Genomic DNA, 20,928 nt, shown 5'->3' on the forward strand with positions numbered 1-20,928 from the left:
TATCATAAAAAATATGAACCCAATCAAATAATACCGTTGAATTAACTTTAGTCAATATGAAACATTTGGTTCAATTTCCGAATTTGTTCGGGTCTTCCCAAAACAATCACCTTGCTATTGGGCTGTAATTGCAAATCGGCTTCCGGATTTATGATATATTCTCCATCCGGAGCAATGTAACCTATTATGGTGCATCCTGTTTTTTTTCTCAGATCTAGGTCACGCAAAGAATTACAATCTACTTGATCGGCGAAATCCTCAATGGCCACTTCCTCTAAATTGGTCGTATGCTCACCTTCCATAGATAGCTTGTCCATAAATGTGATCAAATCGGGCATTACCACCAGAGAGGCCATGTGGTCCCCGCCAATCTTATCGGGCATAATAACTTTGTCAGCGCCGGCCAACAATAACTTTTTCTGGGAGGTTACTTGGGACGCCCTACTTATGATAAACAATTTTTTGTTCAATTGCCTTGAAGACAAAACCACAAAAAGATTGGTCGCATCATCCGGCAAAGCCGTAATCAAATATTGGGCGCGATCGATTCCTGCCTCGTTCAAAACCTCATCATCATTGGCATCGCCCTCGACAAAAAGGATTTCATTTTCGTGCTTTTCTATAATTTCCCTATCCTTCTCTATCACAACAAAAGGTTTTCGATATGCCCTTAAACGTTCAATGGCCTGCATCCCATTTCTTCCAAAACCACACACTATCACATGATGGGACAATTTGCTGATTTTATTTTTCACCTTTTTCTTTTTTAATAATTGTAATGAGTTTCTACTAAGAACATATTCCGTTATGACCGATAACGCGAAAGCAACGATAAACACACTGAGTATGATTAAAAATACCGTAAAAATCTTGGATTGCGTATCCAACGGCCTTACTTCTTGAAAACCAACCGTTGCTATGGTAATAATGGTCATATACAGGGCATCTATCCAAGAATAATCCGATATATACCTATACCCTAAAACCCCAAAGAGCAAGACCCCTATGAACAAAAATAGCGCTATATATATTTTGGAACGAAAGAGTCTTATCATAATCAAAGATCAAAAACCGAACTGCGTTTAGTGTACAAAAGGTCTTTAATTTTTAACCAAAATGCAACGAACAAATACAGTGCAAAACCAAAACCCAAAGTGACGAAAGTAAGGTAAATAAAAGAGGTTCGCACTACCCTGGCCCTTATCCCAAAACGCTCGGCGATACGCCGACATACCTCAAAGCCCCTTTTTTGAAAATAATACAAAATCTGATAAAACCACTTCATGGCCTAAAATTAAACTTTTCTGTTCAATAAATTATTTCCCACGGCACATTGCAAACATTTGTTCTTTGTACAATATTCGTTGAACAACTGTAAAATCGCTTGACTATCTTTTGCGCTTGCAAATTTGATATCGAGTTTTTCAAAGTTTTCAATAACACTATTCTCTTCCCCTTTTAATTGGGTCACGATTCCTATGATTTCTTCATGTATATCCTTTCCCAAATGTTTGGCATAACAGAATTTGAGAGGAATGATAGTATTGATTACGAGTAGGTCAATAAATTTTTTGGACAGTTTTTTATCACGTTTTCTGGATTGTTTACCGAACGTGTAATGATTTTCCCAGTACATACTTGCCGACACATCAAATATATCATAAACCTCAACCAAAGTATTGGTATTCATTAACTTATTGAACAATTGTTGCTGTTCGTTATAGATGGCAGCCAATTGCGACAATCTGATCGTAGGAAAATTCGAGGGGCGTAATTTAAAGAATTCTGGCTGTACAATACCTTCGTTCGACAGACCAAACTTATGCTTCAAATATCCATATTCTCTTTTCAGATCGATATAATACATATCAACGATATCCTCGTTGGACAGTAAACCCGCTTGACCCAAAAACAAAGATTCTAGCTTTACCAAGTTATGACATGTTTTTCGTACGACAGAAAAATCTATTGCTTTTGCGATGCTCAAAAAAGAATCACCGTTAATTTTTGACCCAAAATTTTTGAACAGAAGCAAAAACAACGTTTTTTCCCAATCGTTTTGAGTAGCCTTCAAAAAACCATTTATAAGGAATGATTTTTGTTCCAAACGTTCAAAGTAGAGACGATCTAGCCAATTAAGAAAAATGAGAGCATCCGTTTGTGCAATGTCTTTTTCACAATTGATGAATTGTATGGTTTTTTTATCGAATAAGTCTTTATAAGCTTCTAAAAGCCTTTGTGAGATGTGGTTTTTTAGCTCAAGTGTGGGTATTACGGTTTTATCCTTGCGGTATACTATCGCATCATCTTCCCAAACTACATGAAGTATTACGTTATCGTAATTGGCATCGATCTCATGATGGTGCGCATACCAATCCGATGACTTTAAATGGATTTCAACATTGCCCGCCCATAATTGATTTCCGATCCGCAGCTTGGCATTAAAAAAATCCGGACCCGATCCATGATTATGACTGCCAACCCTAGAAATAAGAACAGGTTCGTTTTTTGAAGTGACCAGATTCTCCAAAGGAAGCTTTTTATACTTCCAAATAAAATGAAGCAGGTCTTCTTTCAACGTATTTATAGATTATTGGATTAGTTTCTTTTGATTAAAAATAATGTTTGCAAAGAACATTTTAAATTGAAAAAAAGAATCCCCAACTTAATATATTAGAAAAGTAGGGGAAATGAATCTGATCCCTAAGCTGTTAATTGCTTAACCTCTACTCAGCAACCTCGCCTTCCCAATTCATAAAGCCCCCTTCGAGATTGTAGGCGTTATCAAAACCAATACTGTTCATTATGGTGCAGGCTTGGCCACTTCGGTTTCCGCTTCGGCAGTATACATAGTAGTTTTTGCTTTTGTCCAATTTTTCAAGTTCGTTGATAAAATCCTGCCCCAAGTAGATATCAATATTTTTTGAGTTGGGGATAAAGCCTTCTTCAACTTCTTCGGGTGTACGAACATCCAAAATGACCGCATTTGAATCATTTTTTAATTGGTCTTGCCATTCTTGTTGTGATAAATCTGCCATTTCTGCTATATTTTGATTTCAAAAATAAGGCATTATCCAAAACTACACTAGGCCAAGTGTTTTATATCTTCCATTCAAGATTCGAGAAGGGTCTGTTTTCAACCATTCTTGCAATAACGAAGCATAAATATCCCTAAAATCGACTTCATATTTAATATCACCGTTAGCATCCAAATCAACCAAATTGGCCGGAGCATTGTATATACCAGGGTGTTTTAAATTTTCACCCATCAAAAATACTAGATTGGCCGCTCCGTGATCAGTACCATTGGCAGCATTTTGCTTTAAACGGCGCCCGAATTCCGAAAAAGTCAAAACAACTGTATCCTTTAAGGCTCCTGTACTCTTTAAATCTTTGACAAAAGAGGTTATACCTTCAGAATAGGCCTTTAAAAGTCGTTTTTGTGCATTTAATTGATTGGCATGTGTATCAAAACCTCCCAAACTGGCATAAAAAATTTGTGTTTTTAAACCTGAGTTTATAAACTCCGATATTGTTCCTAATTGTTTACCAAAACTATTTTTCGGGTATTCCTGTCGGGTTTTGTACGTTTTTGTTTTTTCATAAATATAGCTGGCTGATGACTTGGCATCAATAACCGTTTTGTAGAGATATCCCAAATTGTGCTCGCTCAAATGTGTATTTTCATATTCATCAATAACCTTGGAAAAGTACGGGTCACGGGCAGTCTTGTAAAACAATTTGGCATCTTTTGTGGCGATACCGTTTATGGTTTTGCCTTTCATCAAAAGTGATAAGCTGTCATCTACCTCGATGGCACCTAGTGGGTTTTTGGACACTTGTTCCAAATAACGCCCCACCCAGCCTGTCTTCGAATATTCATTGGAATCGCTTGCAGTATGCCAAATATCGGTAGATCTAAAATGGGAACGACTTGGATTGGGATATCCAACATTGTTTATAATACTAACATAACCTTCATCATACAAGGATTTAAAACTTGACAAACTTTCATGAAACCCGATTTCGTCAGTAATATGTAACAAATTGTTCTTTTTTAAAGCAATGGCATTCCTTTGCCTGTAATACACATCGTTATGGTATTGCACCAAAGTATTGAGACCGTCGTTACCACCGGATAATTGTATGATTACCAATTTCTTATTCCCAGTTATCAGTGAGGGTAATCCATCAAAAGCTTTGAGAAAACCGGGTACCAACAAAGCACCACTGACCAAACCACTGTTCTTTAAAAAATCCCTTCTTTGCATGACGTTTAGATTTAAATTAGCATAATTGATATTCCGGCAATGACATAAGTTGGATGCAAAACTCTTGTTTACTGGTTTTTTCCAAAGTTTCTAAAAACGTTTTAGTGCCCTCGTTCATAACCCCGTTCAATATATATGAAGCTAAGTCTCGATAGGAAAGAAATCCGTAATTTTCATTGAATACGCTCCATTTTTTGGTGGCCGGCAATCGGCGGGATAGGTTGTTCTTTTTGTTGAACTCCTCGAAATCGTCTTCAAATTCACCTTTAACGTCAAAAGCAATGGTACCGTCTTTATACAAAACCGATGGTAGTTTTAGACGTACCATCATAGTATTGGCATCTATCCAATTTCTGCCTTCTGCCCAACCCGCAACATTAGGTGGTTCCAATAAAACCTGGCCTAGCAATCGCTCAACATAAATAAGTTGGTTGGGTTTTTCCAAGGTAAACGGAATAGTCTTTTGGAGGCCCACCAAAAAATCTGCCGGTGATTTGATTTTGTTCCCTATATTTTTCTTTTCATAGAACCAATCTGAAAGGAAAATATACTCCATAACAGCAGTAATGTCGTATTGCTTACGAAACACTTTAGCCAATTCTTTTATATGTGGCTCATACATAGTGTCGTTCACAAAGTGTAGGTATATTTTTTTACAAATGAACTCGGCACATTGGGGCTGTTCCAGTATAATTTGAATAATGTCACCCCCATCAAAATTTCCTGTTTTGCCCATGAATTCTTTTTCGCCAAAATCATGTTGCCTCTTTCGTAAAACATAATCTCCTTTAAAATTATGGCTCCAACCGGTAAACGCCCTGGCGGATTCCTTGATATCCTTTTCGGAATAATTGCCTTCTCCCAAAGTAAACAGCTCCATAAGTTCACGTGCAAAATTTTCGTTAGGACTGTTTTTTCTGTTTTGTTGATTGTTCAGATAATCCAACATGGCAGGCTCTTTGGAAATAGCAATGACAAATTCCCTGAAATCACCTAAAGCGTGCTTTCGTAAAGTGTTGTTGAATTTTTGGGCAAACAATATGTTTCTGGTACGCACTACAAAATGATTGGACCAAAAAAGCACCATACGCTCCCTTAAATCTTGTTTGGTCTCTGCCATTCGTTTTATCCACATACCGTTATACAGCACTAACTTGCGCCTGCTGTCCTTAACCAGTTTACGAAAAACCCTTGGGTCTTTTTTCTCAGGTAAACCAGCTATGTAAGCATCGATTTCAGGAGTAGCTATTTTTAACTCGTCTATTTTTTTAGAAGAATCGAACAAGGCCTTGACTACCCTAGCTTTGCTTAGACCGGATAAGCCATTGATTGTATTGGGGAGAATTCCAAATCCTGCTCTATTGTAAAGATGCTGTATATGTGACTTTTTCAAAACTTGAGTATTTATCCGTTGGACATTAAAAATGAACAAAGGTTTAAACACTGTATATACGAAGCTGATTTTGTTTATCGACTTTTAACAAAAATTTAATCTTGCAAGCGATCTTGAACAAAAAAATAAATTTACATTTGTATATACAAATATTGTAGTGGAATGAATGTTGAATCAATCATTAAAACCGATAAAGTTATCCCCCTGCATACAAGGACGATTATACATTTGCTTTTGATAAACCAAAAAATACATGAAACCATGGCAACGGCTTTAAAACCGTTTGAGGTTTCACAACAACAATTTAATGTTCTACGAATTTTAAAGGGACAAAAGGGAAAACCTTCAAACCTTTCAACGCTAAACGAAAGAATGGTCACGAAAATGAGCAATACTACTCGGTTGGTCGACAAACTTTTGGCAAAAAATTATGTACAGCGCACTATTTGTGAACATAATCGGCGAAAGGTTGAAATCACCTTAACGAAAAAGGGTAGTGAAGTACTCACCCAAATGAGCAAAATTGTTAATGATGCGGAAAAAGAACTTTTAAAAAACTTTTCAAAAAAAGAATTGGAACACTTAAATAGTTTAATGGATAAATTTTAAATACATATGAACAATTATATAAAAAGCTTGGAATGGCGATATGCCACCAAAAAATTTGATACAAGCAAAAAAGTATCGGACGAAGATTTGAACATACTTTTGAAAAGCATACAATTGAGCGCGTCTTCTTATGGTCTACAACCCTATGAGGTTTTTATTGTTACCGATAGGGAAATTAGAAAAAAACTACAGCCTGTTTCATGGGGGCAAGCTCAAATCATAGATGCATCACACGTACTTGTCTTCGCAAACAAAACTCAAATTAATGCCGATTGGATAGATGGTTACCTTGAAAATATCAGTAAAACAAGAGATATTACGTTAGAGAGCTTGAGCCCATATGGGGATTTCATGAAATCAAAAGTCTTGGCACTTAGCCCAGTGGAGCAAGCTATTTGGACATCAAAACAAACGTATATAGCATTGAGCAATCTTTTGTCGGCTGCCGCAGATTTAAAAATAGATACCTGCCCTATGGAAGGTTTTGAAGCGGATGCCTACAACGAAATATTGGGTTTATCCCAAAAAGGGTTAAATGCTGCCTTAGTGGCACCTATAGGATATAGAGCTCTGGAAGATGATACCCAACATTATCCCAAAGTGAGGCAATCCAAAGAAAAATTATTCACACATATATAGATTCAACACTAATTAGTTACATTTAAATTTAAACAGATGAAAAAAAGAGCATTAAGTTTGGCGTTAGCAATGATTTTTGGTTATGCGGCAACAGCAACCGAACCAGTTGAAAGCGAAAAAAAACAAGTAAACGTTGAAAAAAGCAAGGTCACCTGGAAAGGATATAAAGTGACCGGTTCGCACGAAGGCACCATAAATCTCAAGTCAGGGTATTTGGTGATGGATGGCAAGAAGCTTACCGGTGGTGAGTTCGTGGTAGACATGTCAACTTTGACGGTGACCGATTTAGAGGGAGATTCCAAAGGAAAGTTGGAAGGCCATTTAAAATCTGGCGACTTTTTTGGAACGGAAAGCAATGAGACTTCGAAATTGGTCTTCACTTCCGTTAGGCCAATGAACAAAAATTCGTACACAGTGAATGGTGATTTGACCATCAAAGGCATCACAAAACCTGTCACTTTAGTGGTTACATTATTTGAAGGCAAGGCAACGGCCACTCTAAAAGTGGATAGGACTAAATATGATATCAAATATGGTTCAGGCAGCTTTTTTGATGACTTGGGCGATAAAACCATCTACGATGAATTTGATTTGGTAGTGGATTTGGTATATTAATACACTTGACCTCACAAGTTTTCCCTGTTCATCTTTATTTTGATGAACAGGGTTTATTTTTTATGGCACTATTGGCTATTAAAAAAATGATTTCTATATTTGACCTAATGAAAATAAGAAACACAAATACTTGGTGGTGGAACAACTCTCGACAAATATCGTGAGCTAAGCATCATTGTAGTAAAACTATATAAGGCTTGTCATCACGACAAGCCTTACTCATTTTATAGAATCAGATGAAATACCACTTACAATCACATCATAAGAAGATCTTAGCCGATACTATTACACCGGTCAGCGTTTACCTGAAAATCAGAGACCGGTTTCCAAATAGTATTCTTTTGGAAAGTAGTGATTATCATGCCAACGACAATAGTTTTTCTTATATCTGTTGCAACCCGATCGCTTCGATAAAAGTCGAGAATGAAATTATCAGTCAACAATTTCCAGATAGATCTTCGCATGAAATCAAAATTGAGGAAGAAACGAATGTGGTCGACATCGTTCATGATTTCAGTCAACGATTTGATAGCGGAAAAAGTGATTTTAAATTTATCGATAACGGACTCTTTGGCTACATGGCCTACGATGCGGTTCGGTATTATGAAGACCTAAAACTGACGAAAAAAGAGAATTCAATCGCCATTCCCGATATCTATTATGCTGTATATCAAAATATCATTGCCATCAACCATTTTAAGAATGAAGCGTATATTTTTGCACATTGTTTTGAGTCTGAAAACAACATTCCGGAAATAGAGCAGCTCTTAAACGTAAAGAATTTCGCTTCCTATAATTTTTCTTTGGATGGAAGGGCCACTTCCAATTTAAAGGATGAAGAATATAAAGAACACGTAGAATTAGCCAAAAAACACTGCCAACGTGGGGATGTTTTTCAGCTCGTTCTTTCCCGTAGATTCTCTCAAGGTTTTAAGGGAGACGAGTTCAATGTTTACCGGGCCTTGCGTTCGGTAAATCCCTCACCGTATTTGTTCTATTTTGATTACGGGGATTTTAAAATCTTCGGAAGTTCTCCAGAAGCACAACTTATTGTGAAGGAGGGAATAGCAGAAATCCACCCCATCGCCGGAACTTTCAAACGCACGGGAAACGATGAACAAGATGCCATTCTCGCCAAACAATTGACTGAAGATGACAAAGAAAATAGCGAGCATGTCATGCTAGTGGATTTAGCCAGAAATGATTTAAGCCGAAACGGAAGCATGGTCGAGGTAACCAATTATAGGGAGGTGCAATTCTTCTCCCATGTTATTCATTTGGTTTCTAAAGTCACTGGAAAAAAGAAAAAGGATATTCCAACAATGAAAGTGGTAGCCGATACTTTTCCTGCGGGAACCTTAAGCGGTGCACCAAAACATATGGCGATGCAGCTCATTGAGAAATACGAAAAAACAAGTCGCGGCTATTACGGTGGGGCTATTGGTTTTATGGATTTCAAAGGAAATTTCAATCATGCGATTATGATCAGAACCTTCCTCAGCAAGAACCATGAATTGCATTACCAAGCTGGAGCAGGTTTGGTTGCCGCTTCGGACGCCGAAGATGAATTACAAGAAACCTATAACAAACTAGGCGCTTTGACAAAAGCCTTAGAAATTGCTGAAACGATTTAAGATGAAGAAGATACTAGTTATAGATAACTACGATAGTTTCACGTATAATCTAGTCCATTATTTAGAGGATTTAGATTGCGAAGTAATCGTAAAACGAAATAACCAATTGACGTTGGGTGAAGTCGAAGCTTTCGATAAAATCGTACTCTCCCCCGGACCCGGAATTCCTGATGAGGCTGGACTTCTGAAAGAAATCATCGCAAGACACGCCCCAACCAAAAGTATTTTTGGCGTCTGTTTGGGACAGCAGGCTATTGGGGAAGTTTTTGGTGGTTCTCTCATAAATTTAGATGAAGTATATCATGGTATTGCCACAAAAATAAACATTGTAAAAGATGATATTTTGTTTGAAGGAATGCCTAAGGAAATCGAAGTAGGCAGATACCACTCATGGGTTGTACATCCTGAACTTCCAGAAGTTTTGGAGGCCACTTCTTTTGATGAAAACGGACAAGTAATGTCACTAAGACATAGAGAATATGATGTTAGTGCCGTGCAATTTCACCCAGAATCTGTTTTAACTCCTGAAGGGAGAAAGATTCTTGAAAACTGGTTAAAAAAATGAAAGAAACACTCAACAAATTAATCAACTACGACATCCTCTCAAAAGAAGATGCAAAACAGATATTGGTCAATATTGCCAAAGGTGATTATAACACCAGTCAAATCGCAGCCTTTTTGACCGTCTACATGATGCGAAGTATCACTATCGAAGAGTTGGAAGGTTTTCGTGATGCCCTTTTAGAGTTATGTTTAGCGGTGGACTTATCGGCATACAATCCCATAGATTTATGTGGTACGGGCGGTGACGGCAAAGACACTTTCAATATCTCGACTTTGGCTTCTTTTGTAACTGCGGGTGCCGGGGTAAAAGTAACCAAACATGGTAATTACGGAGTTTCCTCAAAATGTGGAAGTAGTAATGTGATGGAATTCCTAGGTATAAAATTCAGCAATAAGACAGACTTTCTGGAGAAGTCCATTAATGAAGCGGGAATCTGTGTTTTGCACGCTCCCCTCTTCCATCCTGCGATGAAAAATGTGGCACCTATCCGACGGGAATTAAGGGTAAAGACCTTTTTTAATATGCTCGGGCCGATGGTGAATCCCGCTTTCCCGAAGAACCAAATGGTCGGTGTTTTTAATCTGGAATTAGCACGCATGTACGGTTACCTGTATCAAAACACCGATAAGAATTTTACCGTGCTCCACGCCTTAGATGGCTACGATGAAATATCATTGACAGGCAATACAAAAACAATTTCCAACCATTCCGAAGGAATGATTACGCCTGCTGATTTCGGAGTAGCATCCATCGAGCAGTCTGAAATTATGGGTGGAGATAGTATCGAAGAATCCGCCCAAATTTTTATGAATGTCTTGCAGGGAAAAGGAACGGAAGCTCAAAACAACGTAGTCTGTGCTAACGCGGGAGTTGCAATTTCGACCGTTGAGAACACAAGTGTAAAAGACGGCTTTGATATGGCTAAGGAATCGTTATTAAGCGGAAACGGGTTAAAAGCTTTAAAAAAATTACAAGAGTTGAGTAGATGAACATTTTAGACAAAATAGTAGCTGACAAGTACAAAGAAGTCAATTTGAAAAAATCGCTTATCCCGATCCATCAATTGGAAAGTTCTGTCTTGTTTAATAGAACTACTTTCTCATTGGCCAATGCCCTGCGAAATAGCCAAACCGGAATCATCGCCGAACACAAAAGGCGCTCCCCGTCCAAAGGTACCATCAATCAAGATACCAATGTTGGTCAGGTCGCGAGAGGCTACAAAAAAGCAGGTGTATGCGGAATGAGTGTTCTTACTGATATCAAATATTTTGGGGGCTCATTAGAGGATTTGCTTTTGGCTAGAGCTTGTGTTCAAATGCCGCTGCTACGAAAAGAGTTTATCATTGATGAATATCAAATTCTAGAAGCGAAAGCTCATGGTGCAGATGTGATTTTGCTCATCGCTGCAGTTTTGTCCAAAGAAGAAATAAAGACCTTTTCCGAATTGGCCAAAAGCTTAGGTTTGGATGTTTTATTGGAAGTTCATAACGAAGAGGAATTGCAAAAATCCATCATGCCCAGTTTGGACATGTTGGGCGTGAATAATCGAAACCTAAAGACTTTCGAAGTGAGTTTGGAAACCAGCAAAACACTGTCAAAATTGATTCCGGATGACTTTGTGAAAGTTTCTGAAAGCGGAATCAGCTCTATTGAAGCAATACAAGATTTAAAACCATATGGTTATCAAGGGTTTTTAATTGGAGAGAACTTTATGAAAACAGATAATCCGGGGAAAAGTGCCCTGGAGTTCATTCAAAAATTAAAGTAACGAATGGACTATTATTATACCAATAAAGACGAAATGCCTGGCACCAAAGATTTGGTTGAGCTACAGCTCAAAGTCTGTGGTATGAATAAGAATACCTCCGAAGTCGCTGCCTTAAGACCGGATTATTTAGGCTTTATTTTTTGGGAACCGTCCAAGCGTTATTTTGAAGGTGATTTACCTTCGATACCACATGGGGTCAAGAAAGTGGGTGTTTTTGTTGACGAAAGTATAGCTCAAATCGCAGAAAAAGTAAAAAAATACGGCCTCTTATTGGTGCAGTTACACGGAAACGAAAGTCCGGCTTTTTGTAACCAGTTAAAGAAACAAATCCCGCAAATTAAAATCATCAAAGTATTTTCAATCAAGGATGATTTCGATTTTGGTCAATTACATCAATTTGAAGATGTGTGTGATTTCTATTTATTCGATACCAAAGGAAAACTTCCGGGAGGAAACGGTTATGCTTTTAATTGGTCAGTTTTAAAGAATTATCCATCAACAAAGCCCTATTTTTTAAGTGGCGGTATCGGATTGGAAGAAATCGATGCTATCAAAACCTTTATGAAGCAACCAGAATCTCAGTACTGTTATGTCATTGATGTGAACAGTAAATTTGAAGATGAGCCCGGAATGAAGAATATTCAAAAGTTAAAAGAATTCAAAAAGACCCTAAGTCGGAGTTAAACAGATTCCCGATATCTTGGGAATACAATAAAATTGCGAATTGAAAAAAGATAAAAAATGAAAAACGAGGCAATCAAAAGTTCCCCATTTGGTGGCGTAGGGGGCTTTCACGCAGACGAAAAAGGATATTATGGAGAATTTGGGGGAGCCTTTATTCCGGAAATGCTCTATCCGAACGTAGAAGAGTTACGCCAGAAATATTTGGAAATCATGTATGAGGAGTCCTTTCAAAAGAAGTTCCATCAACTTCTCAAAGATTATGTTGGCCGACCTTCGCCGCTTTATTTCGCAAAACGGCTTTCTGAAAAACACGGATGCAAAATCTATCTAAAACGAGAAGATTTAAACCATACCGGAGCGCACAAAGTCAACAATACTATTGGTCAAATTCTAATGGCCAAGAAATTAGGTAAAACTCGAATTATTGCCGAAACAGGTGCCGGACAACACGGCGTTGCAACGGCAACGGTCTGTGCTTTGATGGGAATGGAATGTATCGTATATATGGGCGAAATCGATATTGCCCGTCAAGCGCCCAATGTAGCGCGAATGAAGATGTTGGGTGCCGAAGTACGCCCAGCACTTTCCGGAAGCCGAACGCTGAAAGACGCTACGAATGAAGCCATTCGTGATTGGATAAATAATCCTGTAGACACGCATTATATTATCGGCTCCGCCATCGGACCACACCCCTATCCTGATATGGTGACACGTTTTCAATCGGTCATCTCTGAAGAAATCAAATGGCAATTGAAGGAAAAAGAGGGGCGTGAAAATCCGGATTATGTGGTGGCCTGTATTGGTGGCGGAAGTAATGCTGCGGGTACGTATTATCACTTTTTGGACGAACCTGAAGTGGGAATTATTGCCGTAGAAGCGGCCGGGAAAGGAATTGACACTGGAGAAAGTGCAGCAACCTCGGCCTTAGGAAAAGTAGGGATTATCCATGGCTGTAAAACCATGCTGATGCAAACCTTAGACGGACAAATCACCGAGCCCTATTCCATTTCTGCAGGCTTGGATTACCCGGGAGTAGGCCCCATGCATTCGCATTTGTATAAGTCAGGAAGAGCAGAATTCTATTCAGCAACCGATGACGAGGCAATGACGGCGGGTCTGGAGCTTTCGCAACTGGAAGGCATTATTCCTGCGATAGAAACAGGACACGCATTTGCCATTTTCGCACATAAAAAATTCAAGTCAGATGATGTTGTGGTCATCGGTCTTTCAGGGCGTGGGGACAAGGATTTGAACACGTATATTGACTATTTCAAGCTCTAAGAATGAACAGAATAAACCAAAAACTCAAAGAGAATAAAAAACTCCTCTCCATCTATTTCACAGCGGGTTATCCCGCACTGAACGATACCGTCAAAATCATCGAAGATCTAGAGAAAAACGGAGTCGATATGATTGAAATCGGCCTGCCTTTTAGCGACCCTCTTGCCGACGGACCGACCATTCAAAACAGCTCGACCGCAGCCCTGAAAAACGGGATGACCACAGAAAAACTCTTTGAACAATTAAAAGACATTCGTAAAACGGTTGCCATTCCTCTGATTGTTATGGGGTATTTTAACCCAATGTTACAGTATGGTGTGGAAGCTTTTTGCAAAAAATGCCATGAAATTGGTATTGACGGCATTATCATGCCCGATTTACCCTTAGATGTCTATCAGGCCGATTACGAAGCGGTTTTTAAGAAATACGGACTTATAAACGTTTTCTTGATTACGCCACAAACAAGTGACGAAAGAATCCACCAAATCGATGAAGCCGCTGATGGGTTTATCTACATGGTAAGCTCCGCAAGCGTGACAGGTTCAAAAGCTGGGTTTGGAGATACGCAGACCGAATACTTTGAACGCATCGCTTCCATGAATCTGAAAAACCCTCAAATCGTGGGGTTCGGAATAAAGGATGCTGAAACCTTTCAAACCGCTACAAAAAATACTAAGGGTGCCATTATCGGTTCTGCCTTTATCAAACATTTGACAGCGAACGGAATTAATTACGTTTCCAATTTTGTCAAAAAGATTCGGTAGCTTTAACGTACAATTCAACCATATGCAAATGAAATATATTTCTGTTTTTCTAGCCCTGTTCATTTCAACCTTTTGTATTGCGCAAGATTCCATACAACTAAAATCTCAAGTAAGGCATACGATTGATGAATTAAGGGATTTTATCAAAATCCCCAATGATGCCTTAGATCATGCGGATATCAACAGAAATCTAACGTGGTTGACCAAAAAATTCAACGAAAGGGGTTTTAATACATCGGTATTGCCTACTGAGGGGGAGTCCCTTTTTTTTGCAACGCTTCCTATACAAGATGGCAAACCTACCATTCTTTTTTATATGCATTTTGATGGCCAGTCCGTAGACCCTTCCAAATGGAATCAACCCAATCCGTATGAGGTAGTTTTAAAATCAAGGGATGGGGATACTTGGAAAGATGAATCATTTGATGACCTCAACAATGATATCGATTATGATTGGCGTTTGTTTGGTAGGTCAACATCGGACGACAAAGGCCCCATAGTCATGTTTTTGAACACTATTGACCTGCTAAAAAAAAATGCCGTTGAACTACCATACAATGTGAAAGTAATACTGGATAGTGAAGAGGAAAAAAGCAGCAAGCCCTTGCCAAAAGCCGTAAGAGAATATCGTGAACTTTTAAAAGCTGATTTTTTGGTAATCAATGATGGACCTGTACACGCATCTGGCGAACCCACTATCGTGTATGGGTGTCGCGGCATCACCACTTTGTCGTTGACCACTTTTGGGCCCATAAAACCACAGCATAGTGGGCACTACGGCAACTATGCTCCCAACCCAGGGTTTCAGTTGGCACATACATTGGCGAGCATGAAAGATAATGACGGTAAAGTCTTGATAAGCGGTTATTATGATGGTATTTCCATAGACGACAAGACCATGGCCATTTTAAGGGATGTCCCAGATAATACCGAAAATATAAATGGTAATCTAGCGATAAAAACACCCGAAAAAGTAGGTGCTTTTTACCAAGAAGCACTTCAGTACCCCTCCTTGAACATAAGGGGCTTGGGCTCGGGATGGATTGGACAAAAAGCACGTACGATAGTACCTGCAACAGCCACAGCCGAATTAGATTTGAGACTGGTACCCGAATCCGATGGTACGAGATTAAAAAAATTGGTAAAAAAACATATTGAAACGCAGGGATTTCATATTACTAGCGACGTTCCAACAAAAGAAGAACGTATGGTACACGACAAGATTATGATGGTCATAGAGGGTCCGGTAACCGATGCATTTAGAACTGACCTTAACGATACCTACGGTACCTTCCTGGTCAATACCCTAAATAAAACTTTCAATGAAGACGTTGTACAAATACGTATTATGGGCGGTACGGTACCCATTGCACCGTTTATAAACGAATTGAAAATTCCGGCTTTTATTGTTCCCATGGTAAATCCGGACAACAATCAACATAGCCCAAACGAAAATCTAAGAATCGGACAGATAGCGTACGGAATCCAAGCATTTTATGGAATTTTGAGCACGCAAATCAACTAACACTTATTTCTGTAACGCATACTTTTTTTCAATAACCCTTTTTGATTTGAACTAAAAAATGTGCCGCAGTCGGTTTTATCACTGCTATACGCTTGTTTTGTTTTTATTCGTAACATTTTATCACCAAATATCCCCAAAGTATCACAAAAATTTTATGCTGCTGTGATCTCGTTGTTAAGGTCTATATAGAATTTTACTCCTGAATATCTAAAAACCTTAAAAATGAAAAAAATCTATGTATTCGCAACAGCGGTATTGGCGATGACCATACTTGCATGCAGCGAAGATGAAAACGAACAACAGGTGCAAGCAACGGCTCCTGAATCTGGAACTATTACTGGTGGCCCTTTCACGTTCTGTGTGGATGGCGAACCGGATTTTGTTACCGACATTTCCCTTGATGCAACCAATGCGTCAGGGTCTAACAGTACTTGGATCATTACCGATGCCGATGGAAAAATTCTTGGTCTCCCCCCTACGCTAGATGCAGTGGGTGGTGTCAATTTTGATGAAGCTGGTGGTGGAGTGTGTCTTATTTGGTATTTGCGATATGAAGATGGTATCGTAGGGCTTGAAGTCGATAAAAATGCCAATGAACTTGAGGGGACTTTTGACCTATCAAATAGTATTGAAGTAACCAGAAATGAAACCAAAGCAGGTGTTCTTTCCGGTGGGCCGTATCAATTTACAGTTGATGGAAAACCAGATTTCGTAACTGAAATCGCTTTGGATAGTGAAAATGCCAAAGGGAGCAACAGTACTTTTGTAATTACCGATGACGAACTCAACATTCTAGGCCTTCCACCTACGTTGGACGATGTCAAAAAAGTTGATTTTGACATGGCAGGTGCAGGTGTTTGCCTAATTTGGTATTTACGTTTCGAGGATGGCCTTGTAGGTGCTGAAGCGGGATTGAATGCTGGCGATTTAGATGGATGCTTTAGCCTATCCAACGCCATTCAAGTAACCCGTTTAGATGCCGCCAATGCTGGCACTATTGCAGGTGGACCGTATGACTTATGTGTGGATGGTGAGGCTGATTTTATAACCGATATTACCTTGGATAGTTCCGAAGCATCGGGAAGCCTGAGCAGTTGGGTAATTACAGACGACCAAGGTGTGATTTTGGGGCTTCCACCTACTTTGGATGCCGTTAAGGGGGTAAACTTTGATGAAGCAGGTGCCGGCACATGCCTCATATGGTACTTAAGATATGAGGAAGGTGTCACAGGTCTTGCACAAGGAGAGAACGCAAATAACCTTATGGGTAACTTTAGCCTTTCAAACCCTATTACGGTAAACAGAAATATAACCGAAGCAGGTAAGCTCACTGGTGGCCCGTACAGGTTTTACGTTGATGGCAAGCCAGATTTTGTAACCGACATTACCTTGGACAGTTCTGAAGCTTCAGGTACGAACAGCACCTGGGTCATTACGGACGATAAATTGAACATCCTTGGACTTCCTCCTACTTTAGATGCCGTAAAGGGCGTAAACTTTGATGAAGCAGGTGCAGGGACTTGCCTTATATGGTATTTGAGATATGAATATGGATTGGAAGGAGCCGAACAAGGAGCAAATGCAGCCGACCTAAAAGGATGCTTTGATCTTTCTAACCCTATTGAAGTAGTACGAGTTGCTGGTGTGAACGCAGGTAAGATATCGGGCGGTCCCTACAATTTTTGTGTAGATGGCGAAGTAGATAATGTAAGCGGAATCACATTGGATAGTTCCAACGCATCAGGTTTAAGCAGCACTTGGGTAATTACCGATGACAAAGGCACTATTCTTGGGCTTCCCCCAACATTGGATGCCGTTGAGGGCGTAAACTTCGATGAGGCGGGTGCAGGAGTTTGCTTAATATGGTACGCTAGGTACGAAGGAGAGATTCAAGGTGCCGAACCTGGTAAAAATGCCAATGATATTACGGGGAATTTTGACCTTTCCAACCCTATCACGGTAACAAGGACGAAACCAGAAGCAGGAACGCTTTACGGTGGGCCGTTTAAATTTATTGTTGATGGCACGGCAGATTATGTTAGCGGTATACGCTTGGACAACCCTAATGCCGCTGGAGCCAACAGTTCTTGGATAATTACCGATGAATCTGGTAAGATATTAGGGTTACCGCCAACATTGACCGCATTGGAAGGCGTAAATTTCGATGAAGCCGGAGCTGGCACATGCTTTATCTATTACATCAGATATGAAGATGGTTTAAAAGGACTAAAAGCCGGGTGGACGTTTGATGAGTTCAATGGCTGTTATGATATATCCAATGCCATCAAAGTAGTACGTAAGGTACATTAAGTTACTAAGTGTGATTGAGTTTTAATTGTAAAACGGCATGGATATGAATCCATGCCGTTTTTTTATGGAACATGATGTGCTATGCAGAATTTCTACTGGCATTGATATTGCCATATAACGAACGGGTAACTATTTTCTCGTACAGTTCTTTATGTTTTGTTTTTTGACCTATTTTCTGAAGGGCATATTGCTGAATGACCAGTAATGGCAGTACAATGCTTTCCCTTATTTTTACTGATTCCCGGGACACTACCTCTTTTTCCATCAAAATATCCATCCCAGAGATTTCCAAGAGCATTTCTTTGGAAAGTTGATATTCTTCATAAAGAATGGACCAAAACTCTCCATACTCCTTATTTTCTTTCATGTAGCTCGTCAATTCAAAGTAGCATTTGGCCAACGACATCATGCTGTTCATCATTAGCGCCTTAAAAAAGGGTATCTCGTTATACAGAGCCTTTACCTCGTTGATCCTACCTGTGTCCTTTAAGGTTTTAATGGCAGTACCCATACCAAAATATCCAGGCACGTTTTGTTTTAACTGGCTCCATGAGCCTACAAATGAAATAGCTCTTAGATCTGTCAGTTCTAGCTTGGCTTTATTGCCTCGTTTTCCCGGTCGGCTACCTATATTGGCTTTTGTATAGTATTTTAAGGTGCTCATATCCTCTAGGTAGGACATGAATTTATCGTGATGTTTTAAGGCATCGTACTTGGCAAAGCTAAGTTCCGATAATTCCTCCACCAGACTTCTCTGTTCGGGGGTAATCACGTTTTCCTTGCCAAAAATGTTATTGGAAAGACCTGCGGTCAACATTTGCTCGCAGTTATATTTAAATTGTTCTTTGGTACCATAAGTGCTGGTAATGGTTTGCCCTTGAATGGTCAATTGAATTTCATTATTGGCTATATCCTTGGTCTGCGCCGCATAAAAACGATGTGTTTTACCACCGCCACGTGCCGGGGGACCACCGCGACCATCAAAAAAAATGGCATCTATTTGATTCTTGGTACAAACCGTAGAAAGAGTCTCCTTTGTTTTTAAGATAGACCAGTTAGCCTTTAAATACCCACCATCTTTGGTTCCATCCGAAAAACCGAGCATTATCGTCTGTTTGTCCTTTCTCCGTTTTAAATGGTCACGGTATTCAGGCAAATCAAAAAGAAATTGCATTATAGCTTCCGAACCATCCATCCCTTTCATGGTTTCAAAAAGGGGAACAATATCAAACGTGATTTCTTCTGCCTTCCATCCACACCATTTGAACAATCCGTAAACGAACAATACGGCAAAGATATCCTCGGAATTACTGATGATGTAGCGGTTGCAACCTTCTTCCCCGTTTTTTTCCTGGATACGCTTTAACTGCAATATATTCTTTATGGTATCCTTTACAATATCTTCATCATAGTCTTCGGGGCTTAATTGAAATTCTTTGTGCAAAAGAATATCTATAAGTTCGTTTTCGGGAAGCTCATCCAAAGTGTCGGAGATGATACCGTTTTTTTTCAGGACATTTTTTACAACCAATGTATGTTTGCTATGGTCTTGACGAATGTCCAAGGTCGCGAAATGGGTCTTGAAGATTTTCACCTTATCAATGAGCGCATCGAGTTCATTAAGATAAAGCTCGTGATATTTATTGATCAACAAGCCCCTTATGGTTAACAATGGGTTCAAAATGGCATCGTACCCTACCATCTTATTGGTATCGAACATGGCCGTGTACAAATTCTCCCGGAGTTCTGCTACGGGCACCTGAACGTCTTTAAAGGTAAGTTTTTGCTGTAGTCTTTTTAAATCATTGTAGTAACATTTCATTAAGGTCACCCGCAGTTCGTCGGCTACTTTGTTCGTAATATCGGCTGTTACATAGGGGTTACCGTCCCTATCACCACCTGGCCAAAAACCCAATTTCACAATATCATGATTATTGAAATCCCCGTTATTGATATTACCTTTAATATAGCTGTACAAATCACCAATGGCATCGTAATACACATTTCTAAGGATGTAGATAATATTCTTGGCCTCATCTAAAGGTGTTGGTTTTTTGGCATTTATCAAAGAGGTCAGGCCCAACTGTTGCAAAGCAACGTCTATCTCATCAATCTTATCCTCCAAGATCAACGATCTTAGATTGGCAATGATATCCAAAATGGCAGGTGTATAAAATTGGGTCGGGTGTGCGGTAAGTACAATACGGGCACTGAATGTTGAAAGTTTGTCCGCAATCTTGTCCCAACTCTTATTTTTATCTACCAATTGAAAATAATCTTTGATTGACAATGAGCTACTATGCTCGTGCAGTTTGGGAAAAGCGGCATCTTCTACACTATCGTACAGTACCACTTGTCTCTCTACGTACTGGATGATACGAAACATGAAATCGATTTTTTCCTCTTCTGAAGTGATATCGATAAAATTATCGAAAAAGGAATCCAATATTTCTTTTGGATTTTTTCCCGACTTTAAACCCTTTTGACATTGATCCAGCATTAACGGGATGATCATCCCTACATTTTCAATGTTGCGATACGGTAAATTCAAAAACAAGCTATTGTATACGTTAAACTTGTTATTGACCGATTTTTTAAACTCCTCTAACCTCTTTAGTTGCTGCATACGATATGGTGATTACTCAAACGATTCTTCAATTTATAACAGAGCGAATCCCTATTATTTGAATAGATAAATATCGATATAAATATAGAATCGTAAGTGGAAATGCAAGCTAAATCACAAAAATTAGTATGCTCGCCACAAAATAAACACTATTCACAACAATATTTTAGCAATATGATAAAAGCATGGTATGTTTATCATGTAATTATAACAAAGAGTAATTTTTTCATTTTCATATAGTGTT

19 protein-coding genes are annotated in these 20,928 nt (G+C 39.1%); 12 read left to right on the top strand and 7 right to left on the bottom strand.

Annotated features, from left to right (window positions below; genetic code table 11):
• Window positions 1–47 precede the first annotated feature (47 nt).
• From HYG79_RS02455 to HYG79_RS02475, 6 genes are all read right to left on the bottom strand, one after another.
• Window positions 48–1,055 carry a potassium channel family protein gene (locus HYG79_RS02455; RefSeq protein WP_179240585.1) on the bottom strand — a complete coding sequence of 336 codons (1,008 nt, stop codon included), beginning with the start codon at window positions 1,053–1,055 and terminating at the stop codon, window positions 48–50.
• A 2-nt stretch (window positions 1,056–1,057) separates the two neighbouring features.
• Entirely contained in the window at window positions 1,058–1,285 is a 228-nt protein-coding gene (locus tag HYG79_RS18010) for a PspC domain-containing protein (RefSeq protein WP_228027919.1), read from the bottom strand.
• Window positions 1,286–1,294: 9 nt separating this feature from the next.
• A complete protein-coding gene (locus HYG79_RS02460; RefSeq protein WP_179240586.1) occupies window positions 1,295–2,578 on the bottom strand; it encodes a DUF2851 family protein in 1,284 nt (427 codons plus the stop codon).
• A 148-nt stretch (window positions 2,579–2,726) separates the two neighbouring features.
• Window positions 2,727–3,038, bottom strand: coding sequence for a rhodanese-like domain-containing protein (locus HYG79_RS02465; RefSeq protein WP_179240587.1), 312 nt, complete (start codon window positions 3,036–3,038; stop codon window positions 2,727–2,729).
• Between the two features lie 42 nt (window positions 3,039–3,080).
• Window positions 3,081–4,271, bottom strand: coding sequence for a DUF1501 domain-containing protein (locus HYG79_RS02470; RefSeq protein ID WP_179240588.1), 1,191 nt, complete (start codon window positions 4,269–4,271; stop codon window positions 3,081–3,083).
• A gap of 16 nt (window positions 4,272–4,287) precedes the next feature.
• Window positions 4,288–5,664: a DUF1800 domain-containing protein gene (locus HYG79_RS02475; protein ID WP_179240589.1), complete on the bottom strand. Its 1,377-nt coding sequence runs from the start codon at window positions 5,662–5,664 to the stop codon at window positions 4,288–4,290.
• 162 nt (window positions 5,665–5,826) lie between these two features.
• Here HYG79_RS02475 and HYG79_RS02480 point away from each other — a divergent pair, with 162 nt between their 5' ends.
• The 12 genes from HYG79_RS02480 (at window position 5,827) to HYG79_RS02535 (ending at window position 18,058) form a co-directional block, all read left to right on the top strand.
• Window positions 5,827–6,273 (top strand): MarR family winged helix-turn-helix transcriptional regulator, encoded by a 447-nt coding sequence (locus tag HYG79_RS02480; RefSeq protein WP_179240590.1) that lies wholly within the window; start codon window positions 5,827–5,829, stop codon window positions 6,271–6,273.
• A gap of 6 nt (window positions 6,274–6,279) precedes the next feature.
• Window positions 6,280–6,912: an NAD(P)H-dependent oxidoreductase gene (locus HYG79_RS02485; RefSeq protein ID WP_179240591.1), complete on the top strand. Its 633-nt coding sequence runs from the start codon at window positions 6,280–6,282 to the stop codon at window positions 6,910–6,912.
• Between the two features lie 36 nt (window positions 6,913–6,948).
• The gene (locus HYG79_RS02490) at window positions 6,949–7,527 is read left to right on the top strand and encodes a YceI family protein (protein WP_179240592.1); all 579 of its coding nucleotides are present in this window, start codon (window positions 6,949–6,951) and stop codon (window positions 7,525–7,527) included.
• A 236-nt stretch (window positions 7,528–7,763) separates the two neighbouring features.
• The gene (locus tag HYG79_RS02495) at window positions 7,764–9,161 is read left to right on the top strand and encodes an anthranilate synthase component I family protein (RefSeq protein WP_179240593.1); all 1,398 of its coding nucleotides are present in this window, start codon (window positions 7,764–7,766) and stop codon (window positions 9,159–9,161) included.
• Window position 9,162: 1 nt separating this feature from the next.
• The gene (locus HYG79_RS02500; RefSeq protein WP_179240594.1) at window positions 9,163–9,726 is read left to right on the top strand and encodes an anthranilate synthase component II; all 564 of its coding nucleotides are present in this window, start codon (window positions 9,163–9,165) and stop codon (window positions 9,724–9,726) included.
• Window positions 9,723–10,715 carry an anthranilate phosphoribosyltransferase gene (gene trpD, locus HYG79_RS02505; RefSeq protein WP_179240595.1) on the top strand — a complete coding sequence of 331 codons (993 nt, stop codon included), beginning with the start codon at window positions 9,723–9,725 and terminating at the stop codon, window positions 10,713–10,715. The genes HYG79_RS02500 and trpD overlap by 4 nt, the downstream gene beginning before the upstream one ends.
• Window positions 10,712–11,494 (top strand): indole-3-glycerol phosphate synthase TrpC, encoded by a 783-nt coding sequence (trpC, locus tag HYG79_RS02510; protein ID WP_179240596.1) that lies wholly within the window; start codon window positions 10,712–10,714, stop codon window positions 11,492–11,494. Before trpD ends, trpC begins: the two co-directional genes overlap by 4 nt.
• Before the next feature lie 3 nt (window positions 11,495–11,497).
• Complete coding sequence (locus HYG79_RS02515; protein WP_228027920.1) at window positions 11,498–12,178, top strand: phosphoribosylanthranilate isomerase; 681 nt, start codon at window positions 11,498–11,500, stop codon at window positions 12,176–12,178.
• Between the two features lie 57 nt (window positions 12,179–12,235).
• A complete protein-coding gene (gene trpB / locus HYG79_RS02520) occupies window positions 12,236–13,459 on the top strand; it encodes a tryptophan synthase subunit beta (RefSeq protein WP_179240597.1) in 1,224 nt (407 codons plus the stop codon).
• A 2-nt stretch (window positions 13,460–13,461) separates the two neighbouring features.
• A complete protein-coding gene (trpA, locus tag HYG79_RS02525; RefSeq protein ID WP_179240598.1) occupies window positions 13,462–14,223 on the top strand; it encodes a tryptophan synthase subunit alpha in 762 nt (253 codons plus the stop codon).
• 28 nt (window positions 14,224–14,251) lie between these two features.
• The gene (locus HYG79_RS02530) at window positions 14,252–15,748 is read left to right on the top strand and encodes a M20/M25/M40 family metallo-hydrolase (protein ID WP_179240599.1); all 1,497 of its coding nucleotides are present in this window, start codon (window positions 14,252–14,254) and stop codon (window positions 15,746–15,748) included.
• A gap of 222 nt (window positions 15,749–15,970) precedes the next feature.
• Complete coding sequence (locus tag HYG79_RS02535) at window positions 15,971–18,058, top strand: hypothetical protein (protein WP_228027921.1); 2,088 nt, start codon at window positions 15,971–15,973, stop codon at window positions 18,056–18,058.
• 79 nt (window positions 18,059–18,137) lie between these two features.
• On the opposite strand, the gene HYG79_RS02540 is transcribed toward HYG79_RS02535, so the two are convergent.
• Window positions 18,138–20,684: a phosphoenolpyruvate carboxylase gene (locus tag HYG79_RS02540; RefSeq protein WP_179240600.1), complete on the bottom strand. Its 2,547-nt coding sequence runs from the start codon at window positions 20,682–20,684 to the stop codon at window positions 18,138–18,140.
• Between the last annotated feature and the right edge of the window lie 244 nt (window positions 20,685–20,928).

This window comes from Costertonia aggregata (assembly GCF_013402795.1).
GTDB classification, from domain to species: Bacteria; Bacteroidota; Bacteroidia; order Flavobacteriales; family Flavobacteriaceae; genus Costertonia; species Costertonia aggregata.